The following is a 20,542-nucleotide window of genomic DNA, read 5'->3' as shown; positions in this document are numbered from 1 at the left end:
ATCTGCCTTACAAGCAGAGGGTCGGCGGTTCGATCCCGTCATCCTCCACCATATTTGCCGGTGTAGCTCAATTGGTAGAGCAACTGACTTGTAATCAGTAGGTTGGGGGTTCAAGTCCTCTCGCCGGCACCATCTTTTTTTTATAGATGGAGGGGTAGCGAAGTGGCTAAACGCGGCGGACTGTAAATCCGCTCCTTCGGGTTCGGCAGTTCGAATCTGCCCCCCTCCACCATTTATTTTTAATAAAAACACAAAAAACTGGACAAGCTATGAATGTCCTTTTTATTTTGTAATTATTGGGCTATAGCCAAGCGGTAAGGCACCGGACTTTGACTCCGTCACTCGCAGGTTCGAATCCTGCTAGCCCAGCCATTTTTGAGCCATTAGCTCAGTCGGTAGAGGATTTTAAAAGATTGCAGCATCGAAGCGTTACATCCTGAATGGCAAGCTTTTAAAATCTGCGACAAAGACCGCAGGGCTTTGAAGCACATCTGCAAATGAAGTTTAGGCATCAGAATTATATTTCGAGCCATTAGCTCAGTCGGTAGAGCATCTGACTTTTAATCAGAGGGTCGAAGGTTCGAGTCCTTCATGGCTCACTTTATAGAAAAACACAGACCTTGGGAATCGAGTCCTGAAGGTCTTACTTGTGAATATAAATATGTTTGCGGAAGTAGTTCAGTGGTAGAACATCACCTTGCCAAGGTGGGGGTCGCGGGTTCGAATCCCGTCTTCCGCTCCAAATAAATGGGGCCTTAGCTCAGCTGGGAGAGCGCCTGCTTTGCACGCAGGAGGTCAGCGGTTCGATCCCGCTAGGCTCCACCATCATACATAATACGACATTCCTTAAACCAGTATGGTTTAGGGATTTTTTATTTTATTTCACAAAACAATAAGTGGCAAAACTTAGAAAGTTACCATGGTATTTTTAGAAGCTTCTTTTCCGGCAGCCGCATATATATACACGATTTTGTCGAGTTGAGTCATGTGTTTGAAAGCGGTTAAAATATGAGTATGAAGGGAAAGGGAGGACTTTACTATGAAAAAACAGAAATTATCGATAATTGGAATGCCAATGGATCTTGGCCAGATGAGACGCGGTGTGGACATGGGGCCAAGTGCGATCCGATATGCCGGTGTGAATGAGCGATTAAAGTGTTTATTCGAAGAAATCTATGACCAGGGCGATATTGCCATCGGCCGTCCGGAAGTTCAAATCGATCCAAAATCAAATCTTAGAAACTTGGACCTTATTGCTGAAAAAACAGAAAAACTGGGCGAAGAAGTTGATAAAGCAATAGAAAGTGGTTCTTTTCCATTAGTACTGGGCGGGGATCACAGCATCGCAATTGGAACATTGGCCGGTGTTTCGAAGCACTACAAAAATCTTGGGGTAATCTGGTATGATGCCCACGGGGATTTAAATACAGCTGAAACATCACCTTCAGGGAACATACATGGCATGCCTCTTGCGGTAAGCCTGGGAATTGGCCACCCGCTTTTAACCAATGTAGGGGGATATGCTCCAAAGGTTAAGCCAGAGAATATTGTCATTATTGGGGCAAGATCTTTGGATGAAGGAGAGCGGGAGCTTATTAAGGAAAAAGGCATTAAAGTATACACCATGCACGAAATTGACCGGCTTGGGATGACAAAGGTTATGGAGGAGTCTATTACATATTTAAAAGAAAGAAATACAGATGGTGTTCATCTGTCTCTGGATTTAGATGGGCTGGATCCGCATGATGCCCCTGGTGTTGGAACTCCGGTTATTGGAGGCATCAGCTACCGTGAAAGCCACTTGGCCATGGAGATGCTTGCAGAATCGCAGATCATTACATCGGCTGAGTTTGTAGAGGTTAACCCAATCCTGGATGACAAAAACAAAACAGCTACTGTGGCGGTCGCGCTTATGGGTTCACTATTTGGCGAGAAGCTTCTATAAATAATTGAAATAAAAATGAGCAGAACGTAAACAAGTTCTGCTCATTTTTTTGCTGTGAGTGTATAATATTTATTTAGAAGCTGATCAAGTTTTGTGCTCGTATCAACTACCGAGTGGTCTGTAAAAGAAGCGGAAGCTGTTAACTGGATCATTCTTGACCGGCATTCCTCAATATCTCTCAATAATTCCTTAACACACACCGTAATCAACCCTTTTCGATTAATTTAGTACTTTTATACCCTAAAAGGAAAAAAATAAACCAGAATAAGTAAAAATTTGCTAATATAGAAATTGAATGTTTTTTAATTAAAATGAAACCTTTTCCGCTATCGATTCGTATTATCGATTAGCCGCACTGGAGCGGAGGTAAAAAAATGGAGACAATCGTAAAGAAGAGGATAAAGCAAGTATTAAAAGGCGACCAGGATGCTTATGCTGAAGTTGTTGAAATATACAAAGATAAAGTTTTTCAGATTTGCTACAGAATGCTGGGAAACAGGCATGAGGCAGAGGATATCGCTCAGGAGGCTTTCTTAAGAGCCTATGTAAACATTGCCAGCTTTAATATCGACTTGAAATTTTCGACGTGGCTCTATCGGATTGCCACTAACCTTTGTATAGACAGAATCAGAAAAAAGAAGCCTGATTATTATCTGGATGCAGAGGTCGCAGGAACGGATGGACTGAACATGTATTCTCAAATTGCTTCAGATGCGAGGCTGCCGGAGGAAGATGTAGAAAGTCTGGAACTGCAGGAAACAATCCAAAGGGAAATATCGAAGCTTCCGGAAAAATACCGTTCGGTTATTGTTCTAAAATATATTGAAGAATTATCGCTGAACGAGATCAGTGAAACGCTCGATCTTCCACTGGGAACGGTTAAAACCAGGATTCACCGGGGCAGGGAAGCACTTAGGAATCAATTAAGATACGTTTAAAAAAGAGGGTGAGAACTTTGAAATGTCCAGCAGAAATGGTTGTTTATATGCATGAGTACCTAGATGAAGAGATCTCAGCCGAACATGAGAAGGAATTAAGGGCACATCTGCAGAACTGTGAGGAATGCCAAATTCATTTCCATGAATTAAAGAAGACGATCGCTTTAGTCCAAAGCACTTCACATATACAGGCACCTGAAAATTTCACGGCAAACGTTATGGCGAAATTGCCCAAAGAAAAGCGGAAAGTCGGGGTCCAGCGCTGGTTCAGGCATCATCCGCTTTTAACTGCTGCATCCCTCTTTCTTGTTCTGATGATGGGAAGCGTCGTATCATCCTGGGATCAGGATCACCAACTATCAGTTTCCAAACAGCCAAACCTTGTAGTGGAGAACGATAAGGTGATTGTACCAGAAGGCGAAGTGGTAAAAGGCGATGTAGTAGTTAAGAACGGAGACTTGGAAATCCAGGGCGAAATAGACGGAAATGTTACGGTCATCAATGGCCAGCAATATATGGCTTCAGCCGGTAATGTTACCGGAGAAATCGAAGAGGTTGATGCCATTTTCGAATGGCTGTGGTACCACATCAAAAAGGCAGCCAAGGATGCTGTAAATGTATTTGAAAGCGGAGAAACAGATAAAGAGAAATAGACATAACCATAGTAAGAATCCCTGCTTTAATGCAGGGATTCTTAGTGTACTTATTTTTCCAGGTAGTGTCTGTTGTCTCAAAATTGGAATTAGCGTCAAATATGATATAATATGAAAGTTACATAAAGGAACTTTAAGCATGTATTGCTTTTGAAATATATATTTGGAGGAAGGATAATGTCGTTTGCAGATTTCTCTATTTTGAAATTGTTGGCTAATACAATAGACATTCTCCTTGTCTGGTATGTCATCTATAAACTGATAATGATTGTAAAAGGAACAAAGGCTGTCCAATTGCTAAAAGGGATTTTTGTCATTATCCTGGTCAAAGTAGCAAGCGACAAGTTCCACCTGCAAACATTAGGTTGGATGATGGAACAAGTGCTTCTTTGGGGATTTCTGGCCATCATCATCATTTTCCAGCCGGAGCTGCGAAGAGCATTGGAGCAATTGGGGAGAGGGAGATTCTTCTCAAGGACAGCTAATCAGGAGGAGGAAAATCAGGAGAAACTGGTCGAATCCATTGCTAAGGCTGTGGATTATATGGCTAAACGCCGCATTGGGGCGCTTATTTCAGTTGAGCGGGAAACAGGGCTGAACGATTATATTGAAACCGGTATTCAGCTGGATTCTAAAATTTCATCTGAGCTACTGATTAATATATTTATACCGAATACACCGCTGCATGACGGAGCCGTTATCATTCAAAAGAATTGTGTGGCAGCAGCAGCGTGTTATCTGCCTTTGTCAGAAAGCCCATTCATCTCAAAAGAGCTCGGCACCAGACATAGGGCTGCTTTAGGTATAAGTGAAGTAACCGACAGTATTACCATTATCGTTTCGGAGGAAACAGGAAGTGTTTCCTTAACCAAAAACGGTGAGCTGCACCGTGATTTAAAAGCTGAAGCTTTTAAAGATATGCTTTCAAGTGAATTGCTTGTTCAACAGAAAATAAAGCAGACTTCTTCAGGTCTTTGGAACTGGAGGGGGAAAAAGAATGGATAAGTTAATTGATAAATTGGTAGATACCCGCTGGTTCATGAAAATTGTTGCTTTGATTCTGGCACTTTTTCTATTTGACTCTGTTTATGATGCAGATAAGGAATTAAAGGATATAAACGTTCCTGGCCAGCAGGATTCAGGCATTGTTGAAGATGTCCCGGTGAAAAGCTATTATGATACGGAAAATCTGGTCGTTACCGGTATTCCGGAAACAGTGGACTTAAGTATAGAAGGGCCAAAAAGCCATCTGGAGCAAGCTAAAAAACTGCAGAACTTTGAAGTATATGTAGATTTGACAAATGCAGAAATCGGCTCTCAAAGAGTGGAAATTAAGATCCGCGATATCTCAGATAAACTTGATGTGACGATCAATCCGCAATATGCTGATGTGACAGTCCACGAAAAAGTGACCCAGGAGTTTAAAGTGGATGCAGAATTTAATAATGGCCTGCTTGGTGAGGGGTATTCAGCCGATGCGGCATCTGCGGAACCAAAGACGGTAAAAATCACAGGAGCAAAAGAAGTGATCGAGCGGATCAGCTTTGTTAAAGCAACCTTGGATGTAAAGGGACCAATAACCGAGACAATCACTGATGAAGCAACTGTCAGGGTATTGGACCGTGAGATGAATAAGCTTGATGTTATTGTGGAACCCCAAGTAATTCAAGTAACAGTGCCGGTTAAGCAGTTAAGCAAGACGGTTCCCGTTACGATCGTCCGGAAGGGGGACCCTCAAGATGGTGTTACCATTAATTCGATTGAACTCGATGTTAACGAGGCTTCCATAACGGGCCGGGAAGAAATATTAAATGAGACTGAAAGTGTCAGGGTAGAGGTGGATGTCAGCAAGATTGAAAAAGATACCGTGCTCACCTTGCCGGTTATTATCCCGGATGGCATTTCTGCAGTGGACCCTAAGACAGTGAAGGCGTCTATTGACGTTAGTACTGAGGAGAATGCAGAGAATGCTGATAGAGAAGAGGAAAACACCGAAGAGCCTGCTGAAGAAACACAGGCACAGGAACAAGAGGAAACCAAAACCTTTTCAAGCCTCCCCATCAATTTAGCCGGCTTAGCTGAAGAATATGAAGCAGTCCTTAGAAATCCAGCTTCCGGACGGACAAGTATTACGGTTACCGGAAAAAGCAGCACGGTTCAGGATCTCAAAGCGGAGGATTTTAATCTATATTTGAGCCTGGCAGACCTTGGTGAAGGTGATCATGAGGTGCCAATCAATGTTGATGGCCCTTCAGGGGTGGATGTAAAACCTGCATCAGGTAATGCGACTATAACAATTACGCGAAAAGAAGAAGCTTAATATAGTTTTTAAAGTTAGAAGGAGCGATTATAAAATGGGTAAATATTTCGGTACAGATGGAGTACGAGGAGTTGCAAATAGTGAATTGACACCAGAGCTGGCTTTTAAACTGGGCCGTTTTGGGGGTTATGTATTAACGAAGGACCATGATCGTCCGAAAGTATTAATCGGCCGTGATACCCGTATTTCGGGCCATATGCTCGAAGGCGCACTGGTAGCGGGGCTTTTATCAATCGGAGCAGAAGTTATGCGCCTCGGTGTCATTTCAACGCCTGGCGTCGCTTATTTAACAAAAGCTCTGGGTGCAGAAGCTGGCGTAATGATTTCTGCATCCCATAATCCTGTTGAAGATAACGGAATCAAATTCTTTGGCCCGGATGGGTTTAAATTGTCCGATGATCAGGAAGCTGAAATTGAGGGATTAATGGATATGGCAGAAGACCAGCTTCCAAGACCGGTCGGAGGCAGCCTGGGACAGGTAAATGATTATTTTGAAGGCGGACAGAAGTATCTTCAATACTTAAAGCAGACGGTTGATGAAGATTTCTCAGGCATCCACATTGCGCTCGATTGTGCACATGGGGCCACTTCTCCGCTGGCAACACATCTATTTGCTGATCTTGATGCTGATCTTTCCATGATGGGAGCATCTCCTAACGGATTAAATATCAATGCAGGAGTCGGTTCTACTCATCCTGAGGCATTGTCTGCCTTTGTTAAGGAAAAAGAAGCAGATGTAGGTTTGGCTTTTGATGGAGATGGCGACCGTTTAATTGCCATTGATGAAAATGGCGATATTGTTGATGGCGACCAAATCATGTATATCTGCGGAAAATACATGAAGGAGCAGGGAAGACTTAAGCAAAACACAGTAGTTTCCACTGTGATGAGCAACCTTGGATTTTATAAAGGGCTTGAAGCCAACGGTGTAGAAAGTGTTCAGACAGCTGTAGGCGACCGCTATGTTGTGGAGGAAATGAAGAAGAACGGCTACAACCTTGGCGGAGAACAGTCAGGTCATATCATTTTCCTGGACTACATCACAACTGGAGATGGTCTTTTGACAGGTCTTCAGCTTGTTAACATCATGAAAGTAACCAAGAAGCCGCTATCTGAGCTTGCGAATGAAATGCAGAAATTCCCGCAGAAGCTTGTAAACATTCGTGTAACGGATAAGCATCATGTGACAGACAATGAAAAAGTGAAAGAAGTCATTGCGCAGGTTGAAGAAGAAATGAACGGAAACGGCCGGATTCTGGTACGTCCTTCCGGTACAGAGCCGCTTGTCCGCGTAATGGCGGAAGCCCCAACAGGTGAACTTTGCGCATCCTATGTAGAGCGCATCGCTGCTGTTGTTGAAAGTGAAATGGGATTAAAAGAATAAAAGCACAAATCATATGCATAAGGGAACTCCTGAACTCCCTTATGCATATTTTTATATATGGAGTTTACAGCCCCAACCAAATGGAAGGCTGGCAGCTGCCTTAATTTATCTGTTGACGGAAGTCTGACTTTGATGTATGATAATCCTGTTTTTGTATTTAGGAATACAGGACATCTTTATTCAAGAAGAGAAAGGGGGATCGTGAGAAATTAATTAAATATAAAGCGCCTGAACTGATCCTGGACGTAAGGATCAGTTGACGAGGAGGAGGTTTATCGAATGTTCGGCGGATGCCTCCCGGTTGAAAGCACAACCGATGATTTCTTCTTTAAAACATTCTGGCAACTGAATGCACAAAGAGAAGGGAATGCTAAAACTAAGAAACGCTCATTCAAGAGGCTGTAATGCCCCTGGAGCGGCGTATATAAAAAAACAGAGATAAGGGGCAGGACTGCCCCGAAAAGGCTTCTTGCCCCTTCATTATTAGGAGGAAAAGAAGTATGTGTGGTATCGTTGGATATATTGGAAACTTAGATTCAAAGGAAATTTTATTAAAGGGCTTGGAAAAGCTTGAATATAGAGGCTATGATTCAGCTGGCATCGCGGTTATGAATGATAACGGCGTTCAGGTTTTCAAGGAAAAAGGCCGTATTGCGGACCTTCGCAATATTGTTGATGAAGATGTGATGGCAAACACAGGGATCGGACACACCCGCTGGGCGACTCACGGTGTTCCAAGCACAGTAAATGCTCACCCTCATCAAAGCAATTCCGGCCGTTTTACGCTTGTTCACAATGGCGTAATTGAGAACTATGACATCTTAAAACGCGAATATTTGCAGGGAGTTGCCCTTAAAAGTGATACAGATACAGAAATCATCGTTCAGCTGATTGAATTATTCGTGAACGAAGGTTCTAATACTGAAGAAGCGTTCCGCAAAACGCTGACACTTTTAAAAGGCTCTTATGCAATCGCCCTTTTGGATGCAGAAAACGATGAAACGATTTTTGTTGCGAAAAACAAGAGTCCTCTTCTGGTTGGATTAGGTGAAACATTCAATGTAGTCGCTTCTGATGCAATGGCGATGCTGCAAGTTACAGATCAATATGTTGAACTAATGGACAAAGAAATCGTTATTGTCACAAAAGATGCTGTTAAAATTCAGACGCTGAATGGCGAGGAAATCAGCCGTGATCCGTATACGGCTGAATTGGATGCAAGCGATATCGAAAAAGGAACATATCCTCACTACATGCTGAAAGAAATCGATGAGCAGCCTTTAGTGATGCGCAGAATCATCCAGAAGTATCAAAATGAAAATGGCGAGCTGACAATCGACCAGGAAATCGTTGAAGCGATGAACGATGCAGACCGCATTTATATCATTGCTGCCGGGACTTCTTATCATGCAGGCCTTGTTGGAAAGCAGTTCATTGAAAAAATCTCAAAAATCCCAGTTGAAGTTCATATTTCAAGTGAGTTTGGCTATAATATTCCGTTGCTTTCAGAGAAGCCGCTATTTATCTTTATCTCTCAAAGCGGCGAGACAGCAGATAGCCGTGCCGTACTTGTAAATGTGAAGAAAATGGGCCATAAGGCATTAACCATTACAAACGTTCCAGGTTCAACTCTATCACGTGAAGCAGATTACACATTATTGCTTCATGCCGGTCCTGAAATTGCGGTTGCTTCTACAAAGGCATATACAGCCCAGATTGCTGTATTATCCATTCTTGCAGAAGTTACAGCGAAGAGCCGCGGATTGGAACTGGACTTCAACCTTGTTCAGGAGCTAGGCATTGTTGCTAACGCAATGGAAGTCCTTTGCGATGCAAAGGAAGAGTTCGAAGATATAGCACGCAAATTCCTTTCTACTACACGCAATGCGTTCTTTATTGGCCGTGGGATCGACTACTATGTTGGCCTTGAAGGTGCACTTAAGCTGAAGGAAATTTCATATATTCAAGCTGAAGGCTTTGCAGGCGGAGAATTAAAGCATGGAACCATCGCTTTAATCGAGAATGGTACGCCAATCATTGCCCTGGCAACTCAAGAAAGTGTTAACTTAAGCATTCGCGGCAACGTCAAAGAGGTTGTTGCCCGAGGAGCAAACCCTTGTATCATTTCCATGAAAGGGCTGGAAACAGAAGAAGACAGCTTTATCATTCCGGAAGTGAACGAGCTATTAACACCTCTTATCTCTGTAATACCTTTACAATTAATCTCTTACTTTGCTGCGCTGCACCGTGAGTGTGACGTAGATAAGCCGCGTAACCTGGCTAAGTCGGTTACTGTGGAGTAAGGAAAGTCTGTACTGAAAATAATGCTGGATCAGTAAAGTCGGGGATGCCGAATTGAAAACTGCTGCTCCACAACATTCATACTGTCTGATCAAATAAGACTCAATCCAACTACAGGATTGGGTCTTTTTTTAATAAGAAATTGCGTATCATTCAGCATTCATATAAACAGTAAAAATTTTGCCGTCTAATGTAAATAAAATGAAGGAAGTTACGGATTTAGTCAGGATTTACAACCGTTTTCTTAAAGGGTATGATTTTTATAGATAGATAATAGATAATGGGAGCGGAATAATGAAAGAATTAACATTCAAATCTTACGACCAATTTCTCCAATTTAACGAGCATAAGGCGATGGAAAAAGCGATCATGAAAGGACTTCAAGGTGATGAGCTAGTAAAATTCAAACTTGAGTTCCTGCAAAGAGCCAAAACAATGTGGAAAGAGTATGATTGTGATCTTTGGATTCAAAAACACGGATATGTCATCATAAATGTATGGAAAGACGGCAGCGGCAAAAGAAAAGTTACGAGAGGAAGGCCAAAAAAACTTGATTCTGAAAAATATTTACACACTGTTCATGTAAGGCTGGATGAGGAAACGTATCGGCAGCTCACGAATCACTGCCAGGAGAATCAGATCGACGTATCGGAAGCTATTCGGGTTCTAATTAAAACACTATAGTGGCAAGCAAATGGGAGTTTCAACTTTTCTGTTTGAATCTCCTTTTAATGTGAGCTTCCTACTATATCTTAAAGTGAGAATAAATTTAGACAATTGCCGGAATTTACAATCTGCCTCTTTTCTTTTATTGTTTTTTGTGATACATTAATTGTGGTGGCAAGTTGATAATCATTTTCAATAAACCAAAAAGTTATACATATCAAGGTTCTTTTTTTTGCTATTAGATGATAATGATTATCATTCTTTTAAAAATAGTTTTATAGAGTTACTCCTATTCCTTAACTTGGAATAATAATTTTTTCAATTGTTGATTGATAATAAATATGTTATGAGGGTTATTAATGAGATTATGGATGTTAGGAATTGCAGCCATCGTTCTGTCTTTTATCTCGCTATTTATCGGAGCAATAGATATAACGCCAAAGGATCTGCTCAATTGGGAATCAGATGAAACACATATTTTCCTTATCAGCCGCATCCCACGGTTATTAGCGATAATATTAGCGGGGGCAGGGATGAGTATTGCCGGTTTAATTATGCAGTCTTTAAGCCGAAATAAGTTTGTATCACCAACAACTGCTGGAACTTTGGATGCAGCAAAACTGGGTATTTTAATTTCCATGCTGTTTTTTACGAATGTAACCTATACACAGCAAGTTATTTTTAGTTTTGCCTTTGCTTTAGCAGGTACATTTCTCTTCATGCAGATTTTAGATCGTATAAAATTTAAAGATGTTATCTTTGTTCCGTTAATTGGAATTATGTATGGAAATATACTATCTTCTATTACAACGTTCTTTGGATATGAAGCGGATCTGCTGCAAAATATATCTTCCTGGCTTATGGGAAGTTTCACTTTGATTATTGCTGGCCGTTATGAGCTTTTATATGTTAGTATTCCAGCTATTATTCTAGCGTATCTTTATGCGAATAAATTTACAGTTGCCGGAATGGGTGAAGATTTTGCGAGAAATCTTGGTTTAAGCTATAAGCTAGTACTAAATATTGGTCTGGTCCTTGTTGCGGTTATATCGACAACGGTTGTCCTTACTGTCGGGGTAATTCCATTTCTAGGACTCATAGTTCCCAATATTGTCTCCTTATATTTAGGTGACAACCTGCGCAAAACAATTCCGCATACAGCGGTGTTAGGGATTGTCTTCTTATTAATATGTGACATTCTAGGGCGCATCATCATTCATCCTTATGAAATTCCAGTTAATGTAACAGTGGCAGTGATAGGCAGTGCAATCTTCTTAACGATGCTGCTTAGGGGGAGAGCATATGCGAAATAGTACAAAACTGATGATTTTAGCAGCTATTGCTCTTGTGTTTATTTTGTTATATGGCTTTTATGATATTAAAGGCGGCTTTGATTATGCCTTTCCTAAGCGTATGCTCAGAGTTACAGCGATGGTTATAACAGGAATCGCAATTGCTTATTCTACAGTTGTGTTCCAGACAATTACACATAACCGTATTTTGACACCTTCTGTTATGGGCCTTGATTCTATGTATCAAGTAGTACAAACATTAATCTACTTCTTTGCAGGGTCGATGTCAGTGTGGGTGTTAAATAAATACTTAAACTTTGGCGCAGCCATTTTTGCCATGGTCGTCTTTGCCCTGATTTTATATCGATTTTTGTTCAGGGCTGATAAGCATCCCATCTATTTTCTTCTATTAATAGGGATGATTATAGGGACACTTCTGGGAAGCTTTGTCACATTCCTGCAAGTATTGATAGATCCAGTCGAATATTTGAGTCTTCAAAGCCGGTTGTTTGCGACCTTTACAAACGTAAAGGCTGAGTTATTATTTATTTCAATTGGCATCCTATTTCTTGCATTTCTCTATGGCTACCTTATTATGGATAAACTGGATGTTATGTCACTGGGCCGCGAAAATGCGATAAATCTTGGCATTAATTATGACGGCATGGTAATGAGAATTTTAATTTTATCGTCTGTTTTAATTGCCACATCTACAGCGCTTGTCGGACCAATTACATTTTTTGGATTAATTGTTGCCAATCTCTCCTATCAATATCTGGTGACATATAAACACTCCATCCACATATTAGGGGCGAGCTTGATCAGTATTATTGCATTGGTCGGCGGTAATTTCCTTGTGGAACATATTTTTGAGTTGCGTACAACATTAAGTGTCATTATTAACTTTATCGGCGGTATTTACTTTATTTATCTATTACTTAAGGAAAGTAGGGCAGCAGGATGATTGAAATCAAAGGATTAACAAAACAATTTGGTAAAAAGCCTGTTGTAGAGGATGTTACAGTCACAATCGAGCCGGGGACCATCACCTCTTTTATTGGACCGAATGGTGCTGGTAAATCAACACTTCTTTCTATGGTAAGCCGTTTATTAGAAGCAGATACAGGTGAGGTATTACTCGATCAGAATAATGTGAAAAAGTGGAAGTCTTCGGATTTTGCAAAGAGAGTATCCATTTTGAAACAAGCCAATTACCTTAATGTGAGATTGACAGTGCGTGAGCTTGTGTCATTTGGGCGCTATCCCTATTCAAGAGGTCGCTTAGCGGCTGAAGACGAAAAGTTTGTTGATCAAGCCATTGAATATATGAATTTAGCTGATATGGAAGGCAAATATTTAGATGAATTATCAGGTGGTCAAAAGCAACGGGCGTTCATTGCAATGGTCATTGCTCAGGATACGGATTATATCCTGCTGGATGAGCCTTTAAATAACCTGGATATGAAGCATTCAGTTCAAATTATGAAAATTTTGCGCAAGCTGGTTGATGAACTTGGAAAGACAGTTGTCATTGTTTTGCATGACATAAATTTTGCATCTGTTTATTCTGATCGTATCGTAGCGTTGAAAAATGGCCGGCTGATGAAAAATGGGCCGACCAGTGAAATCATAAATTCTGATGTGCTTCGTGAAATTTATGATATGGATATTCCAATTCAAGAACAGAATGGCTGTAGAATTTGTGTCTATTTTAATTCACATACGTAAACAATGAAGTATTAAATATACCTGGAGAAATCTATTGGATTTCTTCAGGGATTAGCTTTTTTGTGTAAGATTATTGAAAAATTGGAAGATAATTTAAAAAAATATCAAAAAGTTATTGACTAATAAAGATTATTCAATAATAATTATCATCATGATTGATAATGATAATCAATATCAAATAATAAATGAAAAGGGAGAGTTAAGAAAGATGAAAAAACTATTTTATGCATTGTTAGCAGCTATGGTATTATTGCTTGCCGCATGTGGTTCTAACGAAGAAGCTTCAAAAGAAGAATCAACTGATAAAGGTGCAGAGGAAGAAACAAATGGAGCTGGAACAGAAGGAAGCTCTGCTTATCCAATGACGGTATCTCCAACAGTTGCCTCAACTGAAGGCAATGAGGGTGGTACAACTAATTTTGAAGATGTGAAATTTGAAAAGATGCCAGAAAAAATTGCTGTATTCGATTATGGTTTCTTAGATACATTAGATGCTCTAGGTGTTGAAGGAATTGTTGGGGTTGCAAAAGATTCTACCCTGCCAGCTCACCTTGAAAAATACGCATCTGATGAGTATAAAAGCGTTGGTGGATTAAAGGAACCTTTACTTGAAGATATCGCTGAAATGGATCCGGATGTAATCTTTATCTCTGGGCGTCAGTCAGCATTCTATGAAGAATTAAAGGAAATCGCTCCTGTCGTGTTTGTTGGTACTTCTGAGACTGATTACTGGAACACATTCCAATCTTCTGTAGATCTAGCGGCGAAAATGTTTGATAAAGAAGCAGAAGCTGAAGAATACATGGCAAAATATGATTCAGCTTTAGAAGAAATCAAAGCTTTAGCTGGAAACTACGAAACCTCTCTAGTTACAATGTACAATGAAGGTAAATTATCAGGTTTTGCAACAAACTCCCGTTTCGGCTACATTTATGACATTTATGGATTCAAGCCGGTAACAGAAGATATCGAGTCTTCTTCTCACGGTTCTAACTTCGGTTTTGAAGCCGTCCTGGAATTTAACCCACAAGTGCTATTTGTAATTGACCGAACAGCAGCTACTGGTGGCGACTCTAATATTGAAGCTGATATGGAAAACGACATCATTAAGAAAACTGATGCCTTTAAAAATAAAAGAATCGTTTACTTAGATGGACCTCTATGGTACCTAAGCGGAGGCGGTTTACAATCCGAGCTTGCTAAAATTGAAGAAGTTTTAGCTGAGTTGAAATAAACTATGTAAGGGACTGTCCAGAATGTCAGTGAAAACTGACCCTCTGGCAGTCCCTTTTTATTGACTGGTTGTATACATGTGTATACAATTTAAAATGATGCATCGTATACATGTGTATACGAAGAAAGGCGGCTTACTATGAATAACGAAAAACATAGAGTTCGTGGTGAAAACAGACATCAAAAAGATGGTCATGAACGAAGGGATCGCGGTGCAAAAACATTTCGCAGAGGAAGAGCCCTTACCTTTTTAGAGAGAATGAGCCTTAAACGCTCTGCACTAAAGAAACAATTAGAAACACCAGAGCTGCAATCAATTAATCCGATCCTAGTCGGGGAACTAAAAGCAATTGATATGGTGATCAGCGAATTCGTACAGTTATTTGAGCTTTACGAATTTGAAGAAGGGGAAGCAGTAAATAGCAAAACGGAAGACAAGGAAGATTCCAATGAAGAGAAAAAATAAAAAGGGGCGGGGAAAATGAAACAAATTAACAGATATATCGATTCAGTTTTTTACAGCCAAGATGATATTTTAGAGGAGGTTCTTAATTCCATAAAAGAGAACGGTATGCGATCCATCTCAGTATCTCCTTCTACTGGTAAGCTTCTTACGCTGCTAGTATCCATGTCAGGGGCAAAAAATGTCCTGGAGATCGGGGCCCTTGGGGGGTATAGCGGGATTTGCTTAGCCAGAGGGCTCGATCGGTCAGGAACATTAACTTCCCTTGAACTTATGGTGAGCTACGCAGAATTAGCGAATACTAATCTGTCTAAAGCCGGTTTTGGCAGTCAAGTATCATATTTAACCGGACCAGCTCTGCAAAGTCTCGAACAGCTTGTTAGCGATAATAGACAATTTGATTTTTTCTTTATCGATGCAGATAAAGAAAACTACGAAAACTATCTAAATTATTGCATCAGACTAGCGGAAAATGGAGCATTAATTGTTTGTGATAATGTATTGGCCAGAGGCACTGTAGCAGACGAGAGTGCTGAACCTGAACGTCATACTGAATTCATGAAAAAATTTAATGAAACAGTGGCTAACCATCCTCAATTGGAATCAGTGCTTATTCCTATTGGTGATGGGCTGACTATCTCAAAAGTAAAAAAATAAAAACATTATTCGCAATCTATATAAGGTAAATATGCACCATACACAAAAAGCAGGATGCTTGCTAAAGCATTCTGCCTTTTATTATGGAAAAGAAAACCCTAGGCTAGGCCTAGGGTTCAGAAAAGCTTTCAGCGTGGTATTAAAAAAACTCTTCCGTGATGCTAGAATATTTTTGGTTCGCCAACCAACATATCAGCATACGGAGGAGTTTTTATGTCAAAAGACACTAATAGTTTAGCACACACAACATGGAATTGTAAGTATCACATTGTATTTGCGCCGAAGTATAGAAGGCAAGTCATTTATGGAAAGATCAAAAAAGATATCGGAGAAATACTTCGCACTCTCTGTGAAAGAAAAGGTGTAGAGATAATAGAGGCAACAGCGTGTAAAGACCATGTACATATGCTCGTTAGTATTCCACCCAAAATAAGTGTATCTGCATTTGTAGGATATTTAAAAGGAAAAAGTAGCTTAATGATTTTCGATCGTCATGCCAACTTGAAATATAGATATGGGAACCGAAAATTCTGGTGTACTGGTTATTATGCAGATACGGTAGGGAGAAACAAGAAGGTAATTGAAGAATATATACGCAATCAAATACAGGATGATATAGTCGCAGAGCAATTAAGTATGATGGAATATATTGACCCATTTACAGGTGAAGAGGTGCAGAAAAAGAAACGGAAATAAATAGAAGGCCTTTGAGGTCTGGCCAGTAAAAGTAGTACATTTGGCGAACCTTTCAGAGGCCCTTTAGGGTCTGGTCAGCAACAAAGGCTTTCAGCCGCAGAGAAAACCACGCGTTCTCACGCGTGGTTTTTATTGTTTAAACCTCATAGTAATGGAGAAGCAGATAAGCAATCCATCTGCAATGAGGGTTGTTTCTGATATTTGTAATCAGCCCTTTTACGATAGCAGGATTCAAGCTGCGCTCCTGTATATCCTCCTTTAGCAGGATGAGGGATTCCTTTTCAATCGAGTCTTCTAATTCCTCTATTTTTTGCTCCATAATTTCAATTAGTTGCCCGTGAGTCATCTCTTCATGTCCCGTCTTCCTGAACATCTCGTAAAGCTCGTCGGTTATAAACGGGATAGTCGAATTGTTTGCAAGAAGTTCTGTTTTCTCTGCAAGTGATCTGCACAGAAGGTCCAAATCCAAAGGCACATTGAAAAATAAAAATAAGTGAGAGTACACATGCATAAAGCCTTTGATGCAATAGATTAAATCGTATTTGGTATGCTGGACACTTTCTCCATATAACTGATCAAGCATGGATAGGGTGATATCATCGATTAATTGGTCAAAGTGCCGCCCTTTTGATATAAGCTCTTCGTTAAATGTATGTGCCTGTTCTTTAATAAAAATCTTGGCAAAGTCTGAATGCTTTTGAAAGGAGTGGAATGTGGTATAAAAAAACTTTCTTAAAAGCTCTTTTCCCGTGTTATTCGAGTCTTTGACTATATGGTCAATATCTGAAACAAATTGCTCCATAAAATGATCAATCAAGGCCATGATCAGTTCATCTTTTGATTTGAATGATAAGTAGAAAGCTCCTTTGGAAATACCGGAGTGCTCTGTGATCTGCTGTACAGATGTAGCTTCAAACCCTTGCTTCGCAAAGAGTTCTAAAGCGCTTTCCATAATTAATTGCTTTTTGCTCATGTAATGGTGTCACTCCTTTTTGATTGACAAATGACCAACCAGTCATTATTATATGTAATTGAGTCTAACAAGTCAATTAAGGGTAGGTGCACAAGTGAAAGGTTTAGTGAATTTCGTCCTGCAGAATAAACTTGCAGTCTGGCTGTTAACAATTATTATCACGGTATCTGGCATCTATTCAGGTACGCGGATGAATATGGAGACCATTCCGGATGTCTCAATCCCTTACTTAATGGTAATGGACGTATATCCGGGGGCGACTCCTGAAAAAGTGATGGAAGATGTGTCCATCCCAATTGAAAAGGCCGTAGAAGGTCTTGAAGATGTTAAATCAGTTTACTCAAATTCATATTCTAACATGTCAAATATCCAAGTGGAATATGACTATGGTATTGATATGGACGAGGCCAAGCGGGCTCTCCAATCAGCTCTTGATACAGTGGAGCTGCCGGAAGGAGCACAGGAACCTTCCATCACGGCTATCAGCATGAATATGATGCCGGTTGCTGCACTGAGTGTAAGCAGTAAATCAGAGGATATTGTTGAGTTAACCTCAACTGTAGAAGATATTCTACTTCCAAAAATTGAAAAAATTGATGGTGTAGCCTCAGCGACCATCACTGGTCAGCATGTGGAAGAGGTGCAGCTCACATACAACGAAGAAAAACTGGCTGAGCTGGAACTGACTGAAGATAAAGTAAAGGAAATGATTCAGGCAAGCAACATGGCTGTATCATTAGGACTTTACGAGTTTGAGGAAGGAGAACAGGCTGTCGCAGTAGACGGCAAGTTCATGACCGAGGATGAATTAAAGAACATGCTCATCCCGGTAACACCAACCGCACAAAACCAGTCACCTTTTGTGAAGCTGAGTGACATTGCCGAGATTGATACCGTCGGCAGAGTGCAATCTGTTTCCCGCACAAATGGCAATGATGCCATTGCGATCCAAATTGTAAAAGAACAGCAGGCAAACACCGTTGAAGTGGTCAACAGTGTCAAAGATTTAATCAAGGAAGAAAAAGAAAAGGTCGAGGGTCTCGTTATAGATCTTTCACTTGACCAGGGTAAGCCAATTGAAGAATCTGTTTCAACCATGATTGAAAAAGCCGTGTTTGGCGGGCTGATCGCAGTCTTGATTATTTTACTGTTCCTGCGTGATTTTAAATCCACGATTATTTCAATCGTATCTATTCCAGTTTCGATTTTCATGGCTTTGCTGCTGTTGAACTGGATGAATATTACCTTGAACATTATGACGCTTGGAGCCATTACGGTTGCGATCGGCCGAGTAATTGATGACTCTATCGTTGTGGTTGAAAATATTTACCGCCGCCTGCATTTAAAAGAAGAAAAACTAACAGGGCGGGCACTTATTCGTGAAGCTACGATCGAGATGTTCAAGCCAATCCTTTCCTCGACATTAGTAACGGTTGCTGTATTCGCACCGCTCATTTTTGTAGGAGGTATGGTCGGCGAGCTGTTTATGCCATTCGCATTGACGATGACGTTTGCGCTTGGTGCTTCACTCCTTGTAGCTATTACAATCGTTCCAGCGCTGTCTCACTTCTTGTTTAGGAAGAAACTGTACAGTGAAAAAACGGAAGGCAGCCATAAAGAAGCTGGAAAACTATCAAAATGGTATAAAGGCATTCTTGAGAAATCTCTTAATCATAAGATTATTACATCCATCATTGCGGTAGTATTGCTGGCGGGCAGCGTAGCTCTGACACCAATGATCGGATTCAGCTTTATGGGCAGTGAAGAAGAGAAAGTGATGTATCTAACATACACACCTGAAGCTGGAGAACTTAAAGATGAAACATTAAAGAACGTTGAAGCAGTAGAAGAAGAGATGCTAAAGCGTGATGATATTGACATCGTTCAAATATCTGTAACCGAAGAAGCGGATCAAATGTCTGCCATGATGGGCGGAGGAGCAGGCGGAGCCCTAATGTACCTGATCCTTGACCCTGAAATGGATAATTTCCCTGAAGTCCGTGAAGAAATAGAAGATTATGTGTTTAATATCGGACAATCAGGTGAATGGAAGAGCCAGAACTTCTCTTCTATGTCCGGTTCAACCAATGAAGTCAGCTACACATTCTACAGTGAAGATTTAGATAAACTGAATGATTCTGTCAAAATGGTAGAAGACGTAATGAAGGAAAATGAAGAATTGGAGGATGTTTCTTCAAGTGCAGAAGACGCATATGTTGAATATACCTTCAATGTTGAGCAGGATGAACTGCTGCAGTATGGTCTGACAGCCGGACAAATTGTCATGATGCTGAATCCGTCAAACACCAAGGATGTTCTGACAACGATTGAAAAAGACGGTGAGACGCTTGAAGTCATTGTCCAGCAGGAGCAAGCGGAACAGCCGAAATCCATTGATGATATCCTGGCAACACAGGTGCCGACAGCGATGGGTACAACTATGCCTCTTTCCGAGCTGGTTACAGTGAAAGAAGGTACAACGCATAATACGCTTGCCCGCAGTAAAGGCGAGTACTACGCAACCGTGTCAGGTACGGTGAAGGGCGATGACATCTCAAAGGCTACTTCTAAAACAGATGAAGCGATTGATGAATTGGATCTGCCTAAGGGTGTAACAGTCGGAGTTGCGGGCGTTCAGGCAGATATGACTGAGACGTTCACACAGCTTGGCGCTGCGATGCTTGCAGCCATTGCGATTGTGTACTTCATTCTGGTTGTTACATTCCGTGAAGGAGTGGCGCCATTTGCGATTCTCTTCTCTCTTCCATTTGCCGTGATTGGTTCTTTCGTTGGCTTATTGATTGCTGGCGAAACCATTTCTGTGTCGGTCATGATGGGACTATTAATGCTAATTGGTATTGTCGTAACCAATGCCATCGTTCTGGTGGACCGGATCATCCATATGGAACGTGACGGTCTGGTCATGAGGGAAGCGGTGCTGGAAGCAGGAGCAACCCGACTTCGCCCAATCCTGATGACAGCCATTGCGACAATTGGTGCATTAATTCCATTGGCCATCGGCTCTGGCGGCGGAGGGCTTATCTCCAAAGGCCTTGCGATTACCGTTATCGGCGGTCTGACAAGTTCGACGCTATTGACCCTTATTATTGTGCCAATCGTGTACGAAGTATTATCTAAAATGTTTAAGAAAAATCGCAGAGAAATTGAAGAAAACTAAAAAGAAGCCCTGCAGGTTTAAAAGCCTGCAGGGCTTTTGCGTTTCTTCTGCGATTTTAGCTGGAATTAAATTTTCTATGAATTTGCGGTGTCTTTCATTGCCAATATCAAATATT

General features: G+C 40.9%; 19 protein-coding genes and 6 tRNA genes. 23 read left to right on the top strand and 2 right to left on the bottom strand.

The window, feature by feature from the left end; translation table 11 throughout:
- Positions 1–56: 56 nt before the first annotated feature.
- From NR125_RS21385 to rocF, 7 genes are all read left to right on the top strand, one after another.
- Positions 57–132, top strand: a tRNA-Thr gene (locus tag NR125_RS21385).
- Positions 133–148: 16 nt separating this feature from the next.
- Positions 149–232: transfer RNA gene (locus NR125_RS21380), tRNA-Tyr, on the top strand.
- 65 nt (positions 233–297) lie between these two features.
- Positions 298–372 (top strand) — tRNA-Gln (locus NR125_RS21375).
- Between the two features lie 154 nt (positions 373–526).
- A tRNA-Lys gene (locus NR125_RS21370) sits at positions 527–599 on the top strand.
- 68 nt (positions 600–667) lie between these two features.
- Positions 668–742 (top strand) — tRNA-Gly (locus NR125_RS21365).
- 7 nt (positions 743–749) lie between these two features.
- Positions 750–825, top strand: a tRNA-Ala gene (locus NR125_RS21360).
- Between the two features lie 214 nt (positions 826–1,039).
- Positions 1,040–1,945 (top strand): arginase, encoded by a 906-nt coding sequence (rocF, locus tag NR125_RS21355; RefSeq protein ID WP_256816107.1) that lies wholly within the window; start codon positions 1,040–1,042, stop codon positions 1,943–1,945.
- Between the two features lie 41 nt (positions 1,946–1,986).
- Here the strand turns inward: rocF and NR125_RS21350 are convergent, their stop codons facing one another.
- Positions 1,987–2,145: an aspartyl-phosphate phosphatase Spo0E family protein gene (locus NR125_RS21350; protein ID WP_019381152.1), complete on the bottom strand. Its 159-nt coding sequence runs from the start codon at positions 2,143–2,145 to the stop codon at positions 1,987–1,989.
- 174 nt (positions 2,146–2,319) lie between these two features.
- Here NR125_RS21350 and sigW point away from each other — a divergent pair, with 174 nt between their 5' ends.
- The 15 genes from sigW to tnpA all read left to right on the top strand — a co-directional run bounded on the left by sigW (position 2,320) and on the right by tnpA (position 16,276).
- The gene (gene sigW, locus NR125_RS21345; RefSeq protein ID WP_048008702.1) at positions 2,320–2,883 is read left to right on the top strand and encodes an RNA polymerase sigma factor SigW; all 564 of its coding nucleotides are present in this window, start codon (positions 2,320–2,322) and stop codon (positions 2,881–2,883) included.
- 17 nt (positions 2,884–2,900) lie between these two features.
- Positions 2,901–3,536: an anti-sigma factor family protein gene (locus NR125_RS21340; RefSeq protein WP_019381151.1), complete on the top strand. Its 636-nt coding sequence runs from the start codon at positions 2,901–2,903 to the stop codon at positions 3,534–3,536.
- A gap of 177 nt (positions 3,537–3,713) precedes the next feature.
- The gene (gene cdaA / locus NR125_RS21335; RefSeq protein WP_009336400.1) at positions 3,714–4,541 is read left to right on the top strand and encodes a diadenylate cyclase CdaA; all 828 of its coding nucleotides are present in this window, start codon (positions 3,714–3,716) and stop codon (positions 4,539–4,541) included.
- A complete protein-coding gene (locus NR125_RS21330) occupies positions 4,534–5,856 on the top strand; it encodes a CdaR family protein (protein WP_217035966.1) in 1,323 nt (440 codons plus the stop codon). The genes cdaA and NR125_RS21330 overlap by 8 nt, the downstream gene beginning before the upstream one ends.
- 34 nt (positions 5,857–5,890) lie before the next feature.
- Positions 5,891–7,240, top strand: coding sequence for a phosphoglucosamine mutase (gene glmM / locus NR125_RS21325; protein WP_009336396.1), 1,350 nt, complete (start codon positions 5,891–5,893; stop codon positions 7,238–7,240).
- A gap of 279 nt (positions 7,241–7,519) precedes the next feature.
- Positions 7,520–7,645 (top strand): hypothetical protein, encoded by a 126-nt coding sequence (locus tag NR125_RS21320; protein ID WP_019381148.1) that lies wholly within the window; start codon positions 7,520–7,522, stop codon positions 7,643–7,645.
- 95 nt (positions 7,646–7,740) lie between these two features.
- The gene (gene glmS / locus NR125_RS21315; protein ID WP_256816106.1) at positions 7,741–9,543 is read left to right on the top strand and encodes a glutamine--fructose-6-phosphate transaminase (isomerizing); all 1,803 of its coding nucleotides are present in this window, start codon (positions 7,741–7,743) and stop codon (positions 9,541–9,543) included.
- A gap of 292 nt (positions 9,544–9,835) precedes the next feature.
- Entirely contained in the window at positions 9,836–10,225 is a 390-nt protein-coding gene (locus NR125_RS21310) for a ribbon-helix-helix protein, CopG family (protein WP_009336391.1), read from the top strand.
- 341 nt (positions 10,226–10,566) lie between these two features.
- A complete protein-coding gene (locus tag NR125_RS21305; protein WP_009336388.1) occupies positions 10,567–11,520 on the top strand; it encodes an ABC transporter permease in 954 nt (317 codons plus the stop codon).
- The gene (locus tag NR125_RS21300; protein WP_009336386.1) at positions 11,510–12,463 is read left to right on the top strand and encodes an iron chelate uptake ABC transporter family permease subunit; all 954 of its coding nucleotides are present in this window, start codon (positions 11,510–11,512) and stop codon (positions 12,461–12,463) included. Before NR125_RS21305 ends, NR125_RS21300 begins: the two co-directional genes overlap by 11 nt.
- Positions 12,460–13,227, top strand: a complete 768-nt coding sequence (locus tag NR125_RS21295) for an iron ABC transporter ATP-binding protein (RefSeq protein WP_009336384.1) — start codon at positions 12,460–12,462, stop codon at positions 13,225–13,227. The genes NR125_RS21300 and NR125_RS21295 overlap by 4 nt, the downstream gene beginning before the upstream one ends.
- 208 nt (positions 13,228–13,435) lie before the next feature.
- Positions 13,436–14,461, top strand: coding sequence for a siderophore ABC transporter substrate-binding protein (locus tag NR125_RS21290; protein ID WP_026041659.1), 1,026 nt, complete (start codon positions 13,436–13,438; stop codon positions 14,459–14,461).
- A gap of 138 nt (positions 14,462–14,599) precedes the next feature.
- Positions 14,600–14,926: a hypothetical protein gene (locus tag NR125_RS21285; protein ID WP_009336380.1), complete on the top strand. Its 327-nt coding sequence runs from the start codon at positions 14,600–14,602 to the stop codon at positions 14,924–14,926.
- A gap of 15 nt (positions 14,927–14,941) precedes the next feature.
- Complete coding sequence (locus NR125_RS21280) at positions 14,942–15,580, top strand: O-methyltransferase (protein WP_256816105.1); 639 nt, start codon at positions 14,942–14,944, stop codon at positions 15,578–15,580.
- A 213-nt stretch (positions 15,581–15,793) separates the two neighbouring features.
- Complete coding sequence (tnpA, locus tag NR125_RS21275) at positions 15,794–16,276, top strand: IS200/IS605 family transposase (protein WP_251266566.1); 483 nt, start codon at positions 15,794–15,796, stop codon at positions 16,274–16,276.
- A 136-nt stretch (positions 16,277–16,412) separates the two neighbouring features.
- Here tnpA and NR125_RS21270 read toward each other — a convergent pair whose 3' ends face one another.
- Positions 16,413–17,249, bottom strand: a complete 837-nt coding sequence (locus NR125_RS21270) for a TetR/AcrR family transcriptional regulator (protein ID WP_009336376.1) — start codon at positions 17,247–17,249, stop codon at positions 16,413–16,415.
- 94 nt (positions 17,250–17,343) lie between these two features.
- Here NR125_RS21270 and NR125_RS21265 point away from each other — a divergent pair, with 94 nt between their 5' ends.
- Positions 17,344–20,427 (top strand): efflux RND transporter permease subunit, encoded by a 3,084-nt coding sequence (locus NR125_RS21265; RefSeq protein ID WP_256816110.1) that lies wholly within the window; start codon positions 17,344–17,346, stop codon positions 20,425–20,427.
- Positions 20,428–20,542 lie beyond the last annotated feature (115 nt).

The organism is Cytobacillus sp. Bac17, assembly GCF_024519925.1.
In the GTDB taxonomy this organism is placed as follows: domain Bacteria; phylum Bacillota; class Bacilli; order Bacillales; family Cytobacillaceae; genus Cytobacillus; species Cytobacillus pseudoceanisediminis.
The sequence above is the reverse complement of the archived record's forward strand: the minus strand, read 5'-3'. Positions and strand labels throughout refer to the sequence as shown.